The sequence below is a fragment of the Micromonospora zhanjiangensis genome (genome assembly GCF_042650605.1).
Lineage (GTDB): Bacteria > Actinomycetota > Actinomycetes > Mycobacteriales > Micromonosporaceae > Micromonospora_J > Micromonospora_J zhanjiangensis.
In genome coordinates this window covers 266140-280647 of record NZ_JBHSBN010000007.1, presented here as the reverse complement: position 1 = coordinate 280647, position 14508 = coordinate 266140, and the positions used below count along the sequence as shown (strand labels likewise).

The window sequence follows — 14508 nt, the reverse complement described above, 5'->3', positions numbered from 1 at the left end:
GATCGACGACAACCGGAAAGCTGGCGGCAGGACGACCCGGCCCGCCTACCGTCGATGGTGTGCGGGCTGGTCGGTCGATGCGGGGATTGTTGGGTCTGCTGGTGGCGGCCGTACTGAGCGGCTGCGGACAGCCGGTGGTGGCGTCCACACCGGTCACCCGGGTCTCCACCGCCCAGGAGGGCACGTATGCCGTCGGCGTCCGCACGCTGCGCCTGGCCCGTGGGCCCGGACGGCCACTGCCCACCACGGTCTGGTATCCGGTCAACCGCGCTGCGTCGAACGGGCGTACCGTCCAGAATGCCCCGATCGCGGCCGGACGGTTCCCGCTGGTCCTGTTCAGCCACGGGTTGCACAGCCTGCCCGAGATGCACGGGCAGCTGACCAGTCGCTGGGCCGCCGCCGGCTTCGTGGTAGCGGCCCCCGCCTACCCGCACACCAACCGGCGGGCCGGCCAGTTCAGCCGCGCCGACATCCGCAACCAGCCGGCCGACGCGTGGCAGGTCGTCCAGCAGGTGCTGCGGCTGAACGACGTACCCAGCGACCCCTTCGCGGGGCATCTCGACCCGACCCGGCTCGCCGCGGCCGGGCACTCGGCCGGTGGCTACACCACCGCCGGCCTGTTCAGCGCCGGCCACGCCGCGCAGCTGCGGGCCGGCATCGTCATCGCCGGCGCCGGGATGACCGGCTCGTCGTTCGGCGGCCCCACCGCGAAGATGCTGTTCGTGCACGGCAACGCCGACGGGACCGTACCGATCAGCCGGGGGCGGGCGGCGTTCAACCAGGTCCCCTGGCCCAAGGCGTTCCTGACGGTGACCCGCGGCGACCACGGCGGTTACCTGGCCCCCGGCCGCCGGGCGTTCGACCAGATCGTCCGCACCATGACCGACTTCCTGCGCTGGGCCCTCTACGGCGACCTCACCGCCCGCCGCCGCCTCCCCACCGACGCGTCCTCCCCCGGCACCACCGAATTCGACTCCCGCCTCTAACCGCCCACCCTCGTCCGAAACAGCAGAATCGGCGGCAGGCTCAGAGGTGGTCGTCGAGGACGGCGACGTTGCCGGCGGTGGCCTCCCGGGCGAGCCGGCGCTTGGCGGCCGGGTCGCCGTAGAGCGACCAGCGGAGGAACTCCACCGTGGTGTCACCGACGACCGGGAAGGCCGGGTCACCCTTGCGCAGCAGCGATCGGCCGTGGTCGCCCTCGGGCAGGCTGAGCATCGCCTTGGGCCACGGCACCATGTCGTACGCGGCCTTGCCCTCGGCGTACGACACCACGTCGTCCCGCTCGCCGTGCACGTACAACTGGGGGGCCGCCGCGCCGGCGAAGGCGGTGCCCACGCCGAGGGCGCTGCCGGCCAGCACCACGCCCGCGTCCAGCCGCGGGTCGCGGCTCGCGGTGAACAGCCCGATCGTGGTCACCCCGCCGGCCGAGTGTCCGGCGGCGGCGACCCGGTCGGTGGCGAGCCGCCCGCGCAGCGGGTCACCGGCCCGGCCGTCGAGGGCGAGCACCCGGGTCAATACGTACGACGCGTCCGCCGGTTGGTTGAGCACGTCCAGCACGTTGAGCTGCACGCCCCGGCTGGTGTGCGGGTAGGTGGGCGCGGCGACCACGAACCCGGCGGCGGCCCATCGGGTGAGCAGGAGCTGGTAGTCGGCCGGTCGCGCGGAGAGGCCGTGGCTGAAGATCACCACCGGGAACCGGCCGTCCGCCGCCGACCGGCCCCGGGTCGGGGTGCCGCCGGCGGTGCCGGTCGCCGGGTACCAGATCGTCACCGGCAGCTTCCGGTCGGACCGTTCGACCGTGATGTCCCGTACCCCGACGGCGAACGCGCGGGCCGGCGCCACGCCGGGCGGCACCAACGGGCCGGGCGTGGCGGTCGGCCCGGTGCTCGGCGCGGCCGCCGGCCCGGGCCGCCTCTGGTCGCCGGACCCGGAACAGCCGACCAGGCCCACGACGGTCAGCAGGACGGCCAGCAGGACTCCGGTACGACGCACACACATACGCTCGATTGTGCCGCGCGCCCCGACCGACCGGCCGCCTCCGGCGGGTCGGCACCTCCGACCGATCCGGGAGCGGTGGCGGGACGCCGGCGGCGGGGCCCGGAGGGTGTCTTCCCCAGCGGCCAGCAAGGCGGGAAGACACCCTCCGGACGGTTACCGGGTCAGCGGACCACCGGGGCGCGGCTGTCCACCCACACGTTGGTCGCCTTGACCCACTGGATGCCGGCCTGGGTCTGGCTCCGGGCGGCGATGACGCCGTACCGGTAGTCGTGCCCGTAGGCGTTGTTCTGGAACGTGATGTTGACGGCGCGCAGGTCGACCCGGATCCCCATCGAGTAGTTCCCGCCGTTGCAGTAGTTCTGCTCGTAGAGCAGGTTCGCCACCTGGGGAGCCGTGGTCGAACCGATCATGATGCAGGCGTTGTTCGGGTCCCGGGTGACCGGGTTGTACGCCTCCAGCGAGTTGCCCCGGACCACGATGTTGCTTCCGCCGGTGGTCTGCAAGGCGTCGTTGTGCGAGCCGGCGACCCGGGTGAGGTGGTGGATCCAGGAACCCTCCACCACGGTGTTGTTGCCGAGCCGTGGACCGTCCAGAACGTTGGTGATGTCCACCCGGCGCAGCGTGTAGTTCGCGCAGCAGACCGCGGCGCCGTTCTTGCCCATGCCGTCGATCTCGACGTCCTCGACCAGCAGGTTGGTCGCCGTCGGCCGGCTCAGGATCGAGTAGTTCTGGCCGCAGGTGATCCGGGACTTCCGAATGATCACGTTGGCCGCCGTCACGGTGACGCAGCCCTTGATGTCGAGCCCGGTGATCACCTGACCGGCCTTGGCCACGACGATCGAGCCCGCTGCCTTCAACGGTGTGCCGGCCGGCACACCGGTGTTGGCCGCGCCGGGGAACGCCGTCGGGATGACGGCCGCCGCACCGGCCGCGCCCGCGGCACGGGACGCGTCCGCCGCACCGGCCGCGCCGGGCCGGGGTGCCGACCCGAGGCCGGTCTCCACCGCCGGGTCGGCCGCCGCACGGGGTGCCGGATCCGTCGACGGCTCGGTCCCGGCGGCCACCGGCGTGCCGTTCCACCGGGAACCGGTAATTATCGCGGGTGCGTCGGCGGAATACGCGAAGCCACGCCGGCAACCGAACACTTCAACGCGTTCCGCCGCGTAGTTCCCAGGGACGACGCCATCAGTTTCGCGGGCCAGACAACGAATCTCGGACCGTTCGATCCGGGTGCCGACGAAACCGTCGAAGATCCGGATCGCGGCGGCCCCGTCGGAGCGTACGAGCGCATTCCTGATCGTCACGTTGTTCGCCTTGACCTGCAGTTGCCCGTCCACCCGGCGACCGTCCACGACGGCGCCGTCCTTCGTGATCACCAGCGAGCCGTCGTGGCTGCTCGCCGCGGCGACCCCCACGGCCGCCACGGCCAGGCCGAGCGCCGTGGCGGCCACCGCGACCACGCGGAGCGGGCGACGGTGGAACCATCGTCCGATCCCGTCGAACCCATCGGCCCGACAAATTGCCCTGTGCCCTGCGGAGAACCTCAAGATCTGATTCCTTTCGTACCGCATATCGTTCGCCACAAGCAGCGGAACGGCATGACTGTACCCAGGTGAGCAGATCGGTTCCGGGGCGTGAACAACGGCGTTCACCGGCAACCTTTGGTCTTCCTCAAGACAGTATGTGCATGGGCTTAGGACGGCGTTTGGGTCTCCTGTTTCCGGCGGTCCGAGCACATTTTCCCGGGCCAAGTGTCCTGATTTTCAAAAGGCGCAACCCGGTGTGTTCACGCCGGGACTCACGACAACGTGAGTCCCGGCGCGGCGTTCCTCACGTCCATCCGCCCGTTGTCAGGCGTCGTGGTCCAGCACCACCTTGCCGAAGACCGCACCGGAGTTCAGCCGGGCGAACGCCTCCTCGACCCGGGAGAACGGGTAGACCCGGTCCACCACGGGCCGGATCCCCCGGTCGGCGCAGAGCGCCAGCAGCTCGGCCAACTCGGCCGGGGTGCCCATCGAGGTGCCGAGGATCTCCAGCTGCATCGCGAAGACCCGACGCAGGTTGAGCTTCGGCTCGTACCCGGCGGTGGCTCCGGAGACCACGACCCGGGCGCCCGGTGCGGCCGATTTCAGCGAGTGCTCGAAGGTCGCCGCGCCGACCGTCTCCACCACCACGCCCACCCGCTCCGGCAGCCGGGCGCCGGGTTCCACCGCGGTCGCACCGAGTTCGGCGACCCGGTCCCGCTTGGCGGCGTCCCGGCTGGTCGCGTACACCCGCTTGCCGAGCGCCACGGCCAGCACCACCGCCGCGGTCGCCACCCCGCCGCCGGCGCCCTGGACCAGCACCGCGTCCGCCTCGTCGACCCGTCCCTTGGTGGTCAGCATCCGGTAGGCGGTCAGCCAGGCCGTCGGCAGGCAGGCCACGTCGGCGAACGACAGCCCGGCCGGCTTGGGCACCAGGTTGGCCGCCGGCACCGCCACCCGCTCGGCGAGCGTGCCGGGGTGATTCTCGGACAGGATGGAGACGCCGCGCGGATCGCCCGGGTCGGCCACGATCGGGTAGAGCACCACCTCGTTGCCGTCCGGGTCCACCCCGGCGGCGTCGCAGCCGAGGATCATCGGCAGCCGGTCCGGGGCCAGCCCGACGCCACGCAGCGACCACAGGTCGTGGTGGTTGAGGGAGCTGGCCCGGACCCGCACGGTCACCCAGTCCGGCCCGGGATGCTCGGGCTCCGGTCGCTCACCGACCTCAAGAGCGGTGAGCGGGTTGTCGGCGTCGAACCGGGAGGCATAGGCGGCACGCATGATCCGCACGCTAGCAGCGCCTCCGCGGCTCCGACACCTCCGGCAACCGCCCGGGCCCGGCACGACGGTCGGGCCGTGGACATCGGACCGGCCCGCGGCCAGGGCCCGGGTGGGCGGGACTCAGGCGCGCGCGACGCCGTCCCGGCGCGCGGCCTCGGCCACCGCCTCGGCCACCGCCGGCGCCACCCGTGGATCCAGCGGCGACGGCACGATGGCGTCCGGTTCGAGGGTGTCGGCGACCACGCCGGCGATGGCGTCGGCCGCCGCCAGCTTCATCGCGTCGGTGATCCGGCTGGCCCGGGCGTCCAGCGCGCCCCGGAACACGCCCGGGAAGGCCAGTACGTTGTTGATCTGGTTCGGGTAGTCGCTGCGACCGGTCGCCACCACCGCCACGTGCCGGGCCGCCACCTCGGGGTGCACCTCGGGAGTGGGGTTGGCCAGGGCGAACACCACCCCGCTGGGTGCCATGTCGGCGACCCCCTCCTCCGGGATCTGCCCGCCGGAGACGCCGATCAGGACGTCGGCCCCGCGCAGCGCCTCGACGATCCCGCCCCGCCGGCCGTCGGCGTTGGTCAACGCGGCCAGCTCGATCTTGGTCGGGGTCAGGCCGGTCCGGTCCGCGTGCAGGATCCCCCGCGAGTCGCAGACCACCACCTGACCGGGGTTCACCCCACCGGCCACCAGCATCTTGGTGACCGCCACCCCGGCAGCCCCGGCGCCGCTGACCACCACCCGCAGGTCGCCGAGCTTGCGGTCGAGCAGCGTGGCGGCGTTGCGCAGCGCGGCGAGCACCACGATCGCCGTACCGTGCTGGTCGTCGTGGAAGACCGGGATGGCCAGCGCCTCGTCCAACCGGCGTTCGATCTCGAAACAGCGCGGCGCGCTGATGTCCTCCAGGTTGATCCCGCCGAACGACGGCGCCAGCGCGGTCACCGCCGCGATGATCTCCTCGGTGTCCTGGGTGTCCAGGCAGACCGGTACCGCGTCCACCCCGCCGAACTGCTTGAACAACACCGCCTTACCCTCCATCACCGGCAGCGCGGCGCGCGGGCCGATGTTGCCCAGCCCGAGGACGGCCGAGCCGTCGGTGACCACGGCGACGGTGTGCGACACCCAGGTGTAGTCGTCCACCAGCGACGGGTCGGCGGCGATCGCCTCGCAGACCCGGGCGACGCCCGGGGTGTAGGCGAGGGAGAGGTCCTCGCGGCTGGCCAGCGGGACGGTGGAGGCAACGGCGAGCTTACCGCCGCGGTGCAGCTGGAAGACGGGATCGGCGGGATCCGGGGCAGGCGAGGACATGAGGACTCCAGAAACGAGTCGAGCGCGGTGAACCGGCCGGAAGGGACGCCTGATCGGCGGTGACGGGCGGTGCGTTCCGGGGATCACCCGGTCATGTCCTGCAGAGCTTACTGTCGAGAACCCCGACTTCGTGTGAGCAGGGTCATACCCGTCGGTAACTTATCCGTCCCGGCCGTGGCCAGTAGCGCAGCACCACGCGGCCGAGGACGTCGGCGACGCCGTACGCCCGGGAGTCGTCGGTGACGAACTCGTTGTCACCATGCAGCCACCACCCGCCGTCCACCGCCCGTACCGCCCGCTTGACCACCGGCAGGTCCGGTCGGCTGCGGAAGACCGCGACCACCACGTCGCCCGGTCGGATCCGCCGATCGCCGCGCCGCACCAGCAGGGCGTCACCGTGCCGCAGCGTCGGTGCCATCGACGGCCCGGCCACCAGTACGGGGAACAGCGGCGCCGGCGAACGACGGCCGGAGCGTCCCATCCGCATCAGGTTTCACCTCCACGCCGGTGGGGACCTTCGTCAGGAGTAGTGTCGGCCTCAGATCATCGCAATCTTCCCAGGAGGGCCTGATGCGACTTTCCCGCATCCTCAAGCCACGTTTCGTCGTCAGCGCGCACTGCGATCTGCCGTGCGGTGTCTATGACCCGGCCCAGGCCCGGATCGAGGCCGAGTCGATCAAGGCTATCGACGAGAAATACCAGGCCAACACCGATCCGGAGTTCCGTACCCGGGCTCTGATCATCAAGGAGCAGCGCGCCGAGCTGGTCAAGCACCACCTGTGGGTGCTGTGGACCGACTACTTCAAGCCGGCGCACTTCGAGAAGTACCCGAACCTGCACACCCTGTTCAACGAGGCCACCAAGCTGGCCGGGGCCAGCGGCGCCAAGGGATCCACGGACGCGGCCAAGGCCGACGAGCTGCTGCAGAAGATCGACGAGATCGCCAAGATCTTCTGGGAGACCAAGCAGGCATGAGTCAGCTCCCACCGCGCGGGCCGGTCGACGCCGGCCCGCGCGTCGGGTCCGTCCCTCCGGTCGTGATCCGGCCGGCCCGGCCCGACGACGTACCGGCCATCGTGGCGATGGTGCACGAGCTGGCCGAGTACGAACGGGCGGCCGAGCACTGCCACCTCACCGAGGATCAACTGCGTTCCGCCCTGTTCCCGGTCGCGGACGGCCGGGAAGGGACCGACGGGTCCGGGACCGATCCCCGGCCGGCCCTGTTCGGCCACGTCGCGGTGGACGAGGCCGACCGGCCCGTCGGATTCGCGTTGTGGTTCCTCAACTTCTCCACCTGGGCCGGCGTGCACGGCATCTACCTGGAGGACCTGTACGTCCACCCGACTGCCCGGGGCACCGGCGCCGGCCGGCGGCTGCTCGCCGCGCTGGCCGCGATCTGTGTCGAGCGGGGTTACCAGCGCCTCGAATGGTGGATGCTCGACTGGAACCCGGCCGGCGCCTTCTACCGCGCGATCGGTGCCGAGCCGATGACGGAGTACGTCCCGTTCCGGCTCTCCGGGGCCGCCCTGCGGGACCTCGCCGCGGGCCACGGTCCGGCCGCACCGCGGCCGGTCCCGACACCGGCCGCCGCGTCCGACCCGGCCGCCGCGTCCGACCCGGCCGCCGCGTCCGACCCGGCCGCCGCGTCCGACCCGGCCGCCGCGTCCGACCCGATCGCACCGGCCGGCACCCGGTAGAGTCCCGGTCGTGAGGGGGGCGCAGTGACTCGACTGACCACACAGCCGGCGGTGGACGACGACGTCGTGCTGCTCACGGTGCCCGCCGACGGGGGTTACCTGAGCGTGCTGCGGACCGCCACCGCCGGGCTGGCCGCCCGGTTGCACTTCGCGCTCGACGAGATCGAGGACCTGCGGATCGCGGTGGACGAGGCCTGCGCGATGTTGCTGGCCGTGTCGCGCAACGGTGCCGAACTCGACTGTCGGTTCGCGGTCACCGAGGACGCGTTGACCGTCGAGGTGAGCGTGCCGACGTCCGCCGGGGCGCAGCTGCCCTCCGAGTCCTCGTTCGCCTGGAAGGTGCTGACCGCGCTGACCACGTCGGCCTCCGCCGGCACCGCGAACGGCCGGGCCTCGATCGGGCTGCTGACCCGCCGCGCCACGGCCTGACCCGGCGCGCCACGGCCTCGGGGCTCGGAGGGCTCGGGGCTCGGTTTCAGCCGACGCCGAGCGCGCGGGTGGAGGACGGGCTGACCAGCAGACCGCACACCACGACGCCGAGCACGATCAACGGCGTGCCGAGCCAGCCGAGACCGCCCTGGATCATGTAGTAGCCGACCGGCAGCAGCATCAGTTGCAGCACTATGGCGGGGGCCCGGGCACCCGCCCGGCGGTGGGCCAGCGCGGTGGCGAGCACCCACAGCACGGCCGCCCCGGCGACCGCGAAGCCGGTCACGAAGAGCGCGGACACCAGGTCGGACGCGGTCCCGGTCAGGTCGGACCAGACCAGGAAGACCGCGAGCAGGCCCACGCCGACCGCCTCGCCCCGCAGCAGCCACACCGCCCATCGGAGCGGCCCGGGCAGGTTGTCGGAGTCGATCGTCACGGGCGAAACGATACCCGTGGCGGATCCGGGTACAGTGCCGCCCATGCGGGCCGTTCTGGTGGTCAATCCGAAGGCCACCACCACCAGTGAGCGCAGCCGGGACGTACTGGTCCGGGCGTTACGCAGCGAGGTCGACCTCGAGGTGCGATACACCCGGCGGCGCGGGCACGGCGTGCTGCTGGCCCGGGAGGCGGTCCGGGACGGGGTGGACGTGGTGGTCACCCTGGGCGGCGACGGCACGGTCAACGAGGTGGTCAACGGGTTGATGACCGGCGGCGGCCCGGACGGCGGCGGGCGGGCCCGGGCCGACGACCTGCCCGCGTTGGCGACCGTGCCGGGCGGTTCGACGAACGTCTTCGCCCGCGCGCTCGGTCTGCCCCGGGACTGGACCGAGGGGACCAGCGTGATCCTGGAGGGGCTGCGGACCGGGCGGTCCCGGACCATCGGTCTCGGCCTGGCCGACGACCGGTACTTCACCTTCTGCGCCGGCTTCGGCCTGGACGCGGCCGTGGTGCACCGGGTCGAGGTGGCCCGCCGGCGGGGCCGGGTCTCCACCCCGGCGCTGTACCTGCGGTCGGCCCTCGGGCAGTACGTGTTCGGCGCCGAACGGCGGCATCCGTCGATCTCGCTGGAGCGGCCCGCCGAGGCGGGCGAGGAGCAGTTGGCCACGGTGATCATCCAGAACACCGCCCCGTGGACCTACCTCGGCGACCGGGCGGTCAATCCCAACCCGGACGCGTCGTTCGACCGGGGGCTGGCGGTGCTGGCCCTGCGCCGGTTGCGGGTGCCGAGCACCACACGGGCTGTGGCGCAGATCCTGTCCCGGACCCCCGATCCGCGCGGGCGGGAGGTCCTGCGGTTGCCTGACCTGGACGAATTCAGCCTGGTGTCGTCGCGTCCGCAGGCGTACCAGCTGGATGGCGACTATCTTGGCGAGCGCAGCAAGGTGCGTTTCACATCCGTACCGGCCGCACTGCGGGTAATCTGCTGACCCTTGGGTAACGCAACCTCCGGGGCGCGCCGCGAAACGGAGGAACATGTCGAAATCACCAGCATTGAAGCCCGGATCGTACTATATTGACTCTCGGCTGTGGTACGACGGGTCCCGGACAGCTGCGGGAACCGGACAAAAGGGTCGTGAGCTAGCTCACCCGCCCAGAGTTTTTCTGAGCGTTACCCTTGACATTGCGTGAGTTCGTGAAAGTATTCACAAGCGACTTGAGTTACCGGGACATTGCCGAGGCATGCTCGCCGAGCGAGTGATCCAAGGCAGGACCACCGGCGGAACAGACCGCTAACGCACTGCCGATGCGACAGATGCAATCTGTGCGCAGGCATTGCTGATGCATATAGGAAATAGTAAAAAGAGCACCTGCCACCCCATCCAGAACGAGGAGTGTTGCCGCCATGGACTGGCGCCACGATGCTGTCTGCCGCGACGAGGACCCGGAGCTGTTCTTCCCGATTGGGACGTCCGGCCCGGCACTCCTGCAGGTCGAGCAGGCCAAGGCCGTCTGCCGGCGCTGCTCCGTGACCGACGAGTGCCTGCAGTGGGCGCTCGAGTCCGGTCAGGACGCCGGCGTCTGGGGCGGGATGAGCGAAGAGGAGCGGCGCGCCGTGAAGCGCCGCGGCGGCCTGCGGGTTCTGCGCGCTCAATCCGCCTGATCACAATCCACCACCACAACGCAGAATGCCCCGAGGTTCACCCTCGGGGCATTCTGCGTTTCCGTTCAATCGCCGACGGTTATCGTCGATATCAGAAACTTCACCATTACCGAGCGTATTGCTTCCGGCGATCCCCGAGGGGCCGCTCGCGGCCGACCACGGGGAGTCACCCCGTCGTTCGGTCCGGCCCGCCGGCTGCGGCGCGATCGAGGACGAGCCGGGCCACCTCCGGGGCGTCGGTCAACGGCGCGGCCACGGCGACCACACCGGCGGCCCGAGCGGCGGCGGCGGCCACGCCGTACAACCGGCCCGGGGCCAGGAAGTACGCGGCGACCGCGACCCGGTCCGCCCCCCGTTCGCGCAGCCGGTGCACCGCCTCCCCGACGGTCGGTCCCGCCGCCGAGGCGTAGCCGGCCAGGCAGGAAACCCCGAGCACGGCGCCGAGCGCCGCGGCGGCGGTGTCGACCGTACGGCGGGCGGCCGCGTCCCGGGTGCCGGCGGCGGCCAGCACCACGCCGTCGACCCCTGCCCCGGCACGCCGTCCGCCCGCGGCCGCGGCGCTCGCGGGGACGACGATCCCGTCCGGCACCGACCGGCCGGCCGCCGTCACCCCGCTCTCGGCGAGTCGGCGCAGCAGCCCGCCGAGCAGCGACCCGGGTACGGCCCCGCCGGTCGGTCCGAGCACCTCGGTCACCCGGACCGGCATCCGCAGCCCGGCGTCGCGTGCCGTGGCCACCGCGCCGGGAATGTCCACCCGCCCGTGGTACGCGGCGGTGAGCAGCAACGGCACGAGGGTGGCCGATCGGTGACCGGCCGCCTCCAGCGCCCGCAGCACCTGCCCCGGACGCGGCCCGGCGTGGTCCAGGAAACCGGCCCGTACGGTGGTGCCGGGGCTCGCCGCCTCCACCGCGCGCACCAGCGCCCGGGTCGCCACCGCCGCCAACGGGTCCCGACTGCCGTGGGCGACCAGCACGATCGGCTCCACGGTGGCCCGCGTCACCGGCGAGAGCCCCCGGAGCGGGGAGGCCGACGGGCCGGGATCATGTGTGCAGGCCGCACTCGGTCTTGTCGAACATCGCCCACCGGCCGGCCCGGGGATCCTCGCCCGCGGTGGTCCGCCGGGTGCACGGCCAGCAGCCGATCGACGCGTACCCCTGCCGGAACAGGTCGTTGACCGGCACCTTCCAGCGGGCGATGTAGGCGTCCACGTCGGCCTGGGTCCAGGCGGCGATCGGGTTGACCTTCACCTTGCCGCGCCGCGGGTCGAAGCCGACCACCGGCGTGTTGGCCCGGGTCGGCGACTCGTCCCGGCGCAGCCCGGCCGCCCAGGCGTCGTAGTCGACCAGGGCCCGTTCCAGCGGCTCCACCTTGCGCAGCGCGCAGCACTCGTCGGGCGCCCGGTGGAACAGCCGCGGCCCGTACTCGCCGTCCTGCTGACCGACGGTCTGCCGGGGCCGGACGGACCGGACGGTGACCGGCAGGGTCCGGGCCACCTCGTCGCGGACCCGCAGGGTCTCCGGGAAGTGCAGCCCGGTGTCCAGGAACACCACGTCGACACCGGGGGCCACCCGGGAGACCACGTGGGCCACCACGGCGTCCGCCATCGAACTGGTGACGCAGAACCGCGCACCGAAGGTGTCGGCGGCCCATCCGGCGATCGACTCGGCCGACGCTCCCTCCAGCTCACGGCCGGCCCGTTCGGCCAGCTCCCGCAGCTCACCGGGATCCCGCCGGGACGGGTCGGCCGGCTGCCGCGGGCCGAGCCGGACCAGGCCCAGCCCGGCGGCCGACGCCCGGGTCACCGCTTCACCGCCCGGCTCAGCAGGCCGGTGAACCGGACCGTGAACACCCGGGCGCAGGCGTGGCACTCCCAGGCCCCGTGTGCCTGCTCGTGCGGCCGCAGGTCCTCCTCACCGCAGTACGGGCAGTACAGCGGCGCACTTCGTTCGCTCATGACGTCGCTCCGCTTCGCTCCACGACGCCATGAGGCACCAGCGCGCCGAGCCAAATGATTCGCTCACTTCGTTCGCTCATGACGTCGCTCCGCTTCGCTCCACGACGCCATGAGGCACCAGCGCGCCGAGCCAAATGATTCGCTCACTTCGTTCGCTCATCGCAGCTCCTGTTCGTCGGCCCGCACCGCCCAGCGGGCGAAGGTCTCGCCGGGCTGCCGGTCCGCCAGGTACCGACGGGCCAGCCGCTCGACGTACGCCGGAAGTTCCTCCGCGGTGGTCTTCAGGCCGCGCAGCTTGCGCCCGAAGCCGGCGGTCTGTCCCTGCGCCATCCCCAGCCCACCGCCGAGGTGCACCTGGAAGCCCTCGACCTGGCGACCGTCCGGTCCGGGAACCAGCTGGCCCTTCAGGCCGATGTCCGCGACCTGGGTCCGGGCGCAGGCGTTCGGGCAGCCGTTGATGTGGATCGAGATGTCCGCGTCGAAGTCCCGCAGCCGCTCCTCCAGCCGGGCCACCAGCTCCTCGCCGCGGGCCTTGGTCTCGACGATGGCGAGCTTGCAGAACTCGATCCCGGTGCAGGCCATCGTGCCGCGCCGCCACGCCGACGGCCGGGCCTCCAGCCCGATCCCGCGCAGCGCCGCGACCAGCGACTCGGTCCGCTCCGGCGGCACGTTCAGGACCACCAACTTCTGGTACGGGGTGAGCCGTATTCGGTCGCTGCCGTGCTCGGCCACCACATCCGCCAGCTCGGCGAGCTGGCTGCCGGAGATTCGGCCCACCACGGGTGTCGCCCCGACGAAGTTCCGTCCGTCCCGCTGCCGGTGCACGCCGAGGTGGTCCAGCGGCCGGTCGGGCAGCTCCGGGGCCGGGCCGTCCAGCAGGGTACGGCCGAGGTACTCCTTCTCCAGCACCTCGCGGAAGCGCTCCACGCCCCAGTCGGCCACCAGGAACTTCAGCCGGGCCCGGTTGCGCAGCCGGCGGTAGCCGTAGTCCCGGAAGATGCCGACCACCCCGGCCCAGAGGTCGGGTACGTCGGCCAGCGGCACCCACACGCCGAGTCGCTCAGCGAGCATCGGGTTGGTGCTCAGCCCGCCACCGACCCAGACATCGAACCCGGGGCCGTGCTCGGGGTGCTCGACGCCGAGGAACGCCACGTCGTTGGCCTCGTACGGGACGTCGGCCAGCCAGGAGATCGAGGTCTTGAACTTCCGGGGCAGGTTGGAGAAGTCCTTGTTGCCGATGTACCGCCGGACGATCTCGTCCAGCGCCGGCGAGGGGTCGAGCAGTTCCGCCTCGGCCACCCCGGCGACCGGGCTGCCCATCACGACCCGTGGGCAGTCGCCGCAGGCCTCGGTGGTCTGCAGGCCGACCGCCTCCAGCTCCCGCCAGATGGTCGGCACGTCCTCGATGCGTACCCAGTGGAGTTGGATGTTCTGCCGGTCGGTGATGTCGGCGGTGTCCCGGGCGTACCGCTGGGAGATCTCCGCGATGGTCCGCAACTGGGCCAGGTCGAGTTGGCCACCGTCGATGCGGATCCGGAGCATGAAGTACTCGTCCTCCAGCTCGTGCGGCTCCAGGACCGCCGTGCGGCCGCCGTCGATGCCGGGCTTGCGCTGGGTGTAGAGGCCCCACCAGCGGAACCGCCCGCGCAGGTCGGCGGGGTCGATCGACGCGAAGCCACGGTGCGCGTAGATGCTCTCGATCCGGGCCCGGACGTTGAGCGGGTCGTCGTCGACCTTCATCCGCTCGTTGGGGTTGAGCGGTTCCCGGTGACCCACCGCCCACTGGCCCTCGCCCCGGCGACGACGGCCGGGCGGGCCGGCGGTACCGCCGCGGGCCGGAGTGCTGCTGACCACCATCGCGTTGTCCTCCCGTTCCTGGTACTGCTCTGGGTTGGTCGGGTGGGCGTCGACGCGACGGGACCACCCGGTTTCCGCGGGATCACGGTGGGGACGACGATGTCCGCCGGCGCTTGACGAATGCGCGCCCGAGGCGGTGGGGACTGCCCGGACGGCGTCAGCGGGCCGGACAGATGGCGCTGCGCACGCGGCCGTAGTCGACGTGCCGGCGGGACGTCAGTCCCACCCACATGTCTCGGCGCGCGGCGGTCATGTCCGCCATGCTGCCACACCGTCCCCGACCGGGCCACGGACCGACGGCACGGTTCCCGGATGCCGGACCCGGTGTGCCCGGTCTCACGTTAATATCGGGGCAAATCCACCCGCCGC

General features: G+C 72.1%; 15 protein-coding genes and 1 pseudogene. 6 read left to right on the top strand and 10 right to left on the bottom strand.

All coding sequences use genetic code 11. The features are described 5' to 3' along the window. Window positions 1–77: 77 nt before the first annotated feature. Window positions 78–986 carry an alpha/beta hydrolase family protein gene (locus ACFOX0_RS13665; RefSeq protein ID WP_377545371.1) on the top strand — a complete coding sequence of 303 codons (909 nt, stop codon included), beginning with the start codon at window positions 78–80 and terminating at the stop codon, window positions 984–986. Between the two features lie 40 nt (window positions 987–1026). Here ACFOX0_RS13665 and ACFOX0_RS13660 read toward each other — a convergent pair whose 3' ends face one another. The 5 genes from ACFOX0_RS13660 to ACFOX0_RS13640 form a co-directional block, all read right to left on the bottom strand. Continuing rightward, window positions 1027–1998, bottom strand: a complete 972-nt coding sequence (locus ACFOX0_RS13660; protein ID WP_377545369.1) for an alpha/beta hydrolase family protein — start codon at window positions 1996–1998, stop codon at window positions 1027–1029. A 161-nt stretch (window positions 1999–2159) separates the two neighbouring features. After that, window positions 2160–3449, bottom strand: a complete 1290-nt coding sequence (locus ACFOX0_RS13655) for a hypothetical protein (protein ID WP_377545367.1) — start codon at window positions 3447–3449, stop codon at window positions 2160–2162. 399 nt (window positions 3450–3848) lie between these two features. Next, window positions 3849–4811 carry a zinc-binding dehydrogenase gene (locus ACFOX0_RS13650; protein WP_377545365.1) on the bottom strand — a complete coding sequence of 321 codons (963 nt, stop codon included), beginning with the start codon at window positions 4809–4811 and terminating at the stop codon, window positions 3849–3851. A gap of 111 nt (window positions 4812–4922) precedes the next feature. Continuing rightward, a complete protein-coding gene (locus ACFOX0_RS13645; RefSeq protein WP_377545363.1) occupies window positions 4923–6101 on the bottom strand; it encodes an NAD(P)-dependent malic enzyme in 1179 nt (392 codons plus the stop codon). Between the two features lie 142 nt (window positions 6102–6243). Next, window positions 6244–6588: a S24/S26 family peptidase gene (locus tag ACFOX0_RS13640; protein WP_377545361.1), complete on the bottom strand. Its 345-nt coding sequence runs from the start codon at window positions 6586–6588 to the stop codon at window positions 6244–6246. A gap of 83 nt (window positions 6589–6671) precedes the next feature. Between ACFOX0_RS13640 and sodN the strand changes: the two genes are divergently transcribed. The 3 genes and pseudogenes from sodN to ACFOX0_RS13625 all read left to right on the top strand — a co-directional run bounded on the left by sodN (window position 6672) and on the right by ACFOX0_RS13625 (window position 8227). Beyond that, window positions 6672–7076, top strand: coding sequence for a superoxide dismutase, Ni (gene sodN, locus ACFOX0_RS13635; RefSeq protein ID WP_377545359.1), 405 nt, complete (start codon window positions 6672–6674; stop codon window positions 7074–7076). 107 nt (window positions 7077–7183) lie between these two features. After that, a pseudogene (locus tag ACFOX0_RS13630) lies at window positions 7184–7666 on the top strand (N-acetyltransferase family protein); the annotation flags it as partial. A 156-nt stretch (window positions 7667–7822) separates the two neighbouring features. After that, a complete protein-coding gene (locus tag ACFOX0_RS13625) occupies window positions 7823–8227 on the top strand; it encodes an anti-sigma regulatory factor (RefSeq protein WP_377545357.1) in 405 nt (134 codons plus the stop codon). 46 nt (window positions 8228–8273) lie between these two features. Here the strand turns inward: ACFOX0_RS13625 and ACFOX0_RS13620 are convergent, their stop codons facing one another. Continuing rightward, entirely contained in the window at window positions 8274–8663 is a 390-nt protein-coding gene (locus ACFOX0_RS13620; RefSeq protein ID WP_377545355.1) for a hypothetical protein, read from the bottom strand. A gap of 43 nt (window positions 8664–8706) precedes the next feature. Between ACFOX0_RS13620 and ACFOX0_RS13615 the strand changes: the two genes are divergently transcribed. Then, a complete protein-coding gene (locus ACFOX0_RS13615; RefSeq protein ID WP_377545353.1) occupies window positions 8707–9654 on the top strand; it encodes a diacylglycerol/lipid kinase family protein in 948 nt (315 codons plus the stop codon). A 416-nt stretch (window positions 9655–10070) separates the two neighbouring features. Then, on the top strand, window positions 10071–10328 hold the full coding sequence (locus ACFOX0_RS13610) for a WhiB family transcriptional regulator (protein WP_377545351.1): 258 nt from the start codon (window positions 10071–10073) through the stop codon (window positions 10326–10328). A gap of 166 nt (window positions 10329–10494) precedes the next feature. Here ACFOX0_RS13610 and ACFOX0_RS13605 read toward each other — a convergent pair whose 3' ends face one another. The 4 genes from ACFOX0_RS13605 to ACFOX0_RS13590 all read right to left on the bottom strand — a co-directional run bounded on the left by ACFOX0_RS13605 (window position 10495) and on the right by ACFOX0_RS13590 (window position 14139). Then, window positions 10495–11328: a sirohydrochlorin chelatase gene (locus ACFOX0_RS13605; RefSeq protein ID WP_377545349.1), complete on the bottom strand. Its 834-nt coding sequence runs from the start codon at window positions 11326–11328 to the stop codon at window positions 10495–10497. 40 nt (window positions 11329–11368) lie between these two features. Next, a complete protein-coding gene (locus ACFOX0_RS13600) occupies window positions 11369–12130 on the bottom strand; it encodes a phosphoadenylyl-sulfate reductase (RefSeq protein ID WP_377545347.1) in 762 nt (253 codons plus the stop codon). Further along, window positions 12127–12282: a hypothetical protein gene (locus tag ACFOX0_RS13595; protein ID WP_377545345.1), complete on the bottom strand. Its 156-nt coding sequence runs from the start codon at window positions 12280–12282 to the stop codon at window positions 12127–12129. Before ACFOX0_RS13595 ends, ACFOX0_RS13600 begins: the two co-directional genes overlap by 4 nt. 156 nt (window positions 12283–12438) lie before the next feature. Beyond that, the gene (locus ACFOX0_RS13590) at window positions 12439–14139 is read right to left on the bottom strand and encodes a nitrite/sulfite reductase (protein WP_377545343.1); all 1701 of its coding nucleotides are present in this window, start codon (window positions 14137–14139) and stop codon (window positions 12439–12441) included. Window positions 14140–14508 lie beyond the last annotated feature (369 nt).

Coding starts and splice junctions, on each gene's coding strand:
- ACFOX0_RS13595 (WP_377545345.1), bottom strand. CDS start 12,282: ATGAGCGAACGAAGTGCGCCGCTGTACTGCCCGTACTGCGGTGAGGAG.
- ACFOX0_RS13610 (WP_377545351.1), top strand. CDS start 10,071: ATGGACTGGCGCCACGATGCTGTCTGCCGCGACGAGGACCCGGAGCTG.
- sodN (WP_377545359.1), top strand. CDS start 6,672: ATGCGACTTTCCCGCATCCTCAAGCCACGTTTCGTCGTCAGCGCGCAC.
- ACFOX0_RS13665 (WP_377545371.1), top strand. CDS start 78: ATGCGGGGATTGTTGGGTCTGCTGGTGGCGGCCGTACTGAGCGGCTGC.
- ACFOX0_RS13660 (WP_377545369.1), bottom strand. CDS start 1,998: ATGTGTGTGCGTCGTACCGGAGTCCTGCTGGCCGTCCTGCTGACCGTC.
- ACFOX0_RS13640 (WP_377545361.1), bottom strand. CDS start 6,588: ATGCGGATGGGACGCTCCGGCCGTCGTTCGCCGGCGCCGCTGTTCCCC.
- ACFOX0_RS13615 (WP_377545353.1), top strand. CDS start 8,707: ATGCGGGCCGTTCTGGTGGTCAATCCGAAGGCCACCACCACCAGTGAG.
- ACFOX0_RS13645 (WP_377545363.1), bottom strand. CDS start 6,101: ATGTCCTCGCCTGCCCCGGATCCCGCCGATCCCGTCTTCCAGCTGCAC.
- ACFOX0_RS13590 (WP_377545343.1), bottom strand. CDS start 14,139: ATGGTGGTCAGCAGCACTCCGGCCCGCGGCGGTACCGCCGGCCCGCCC.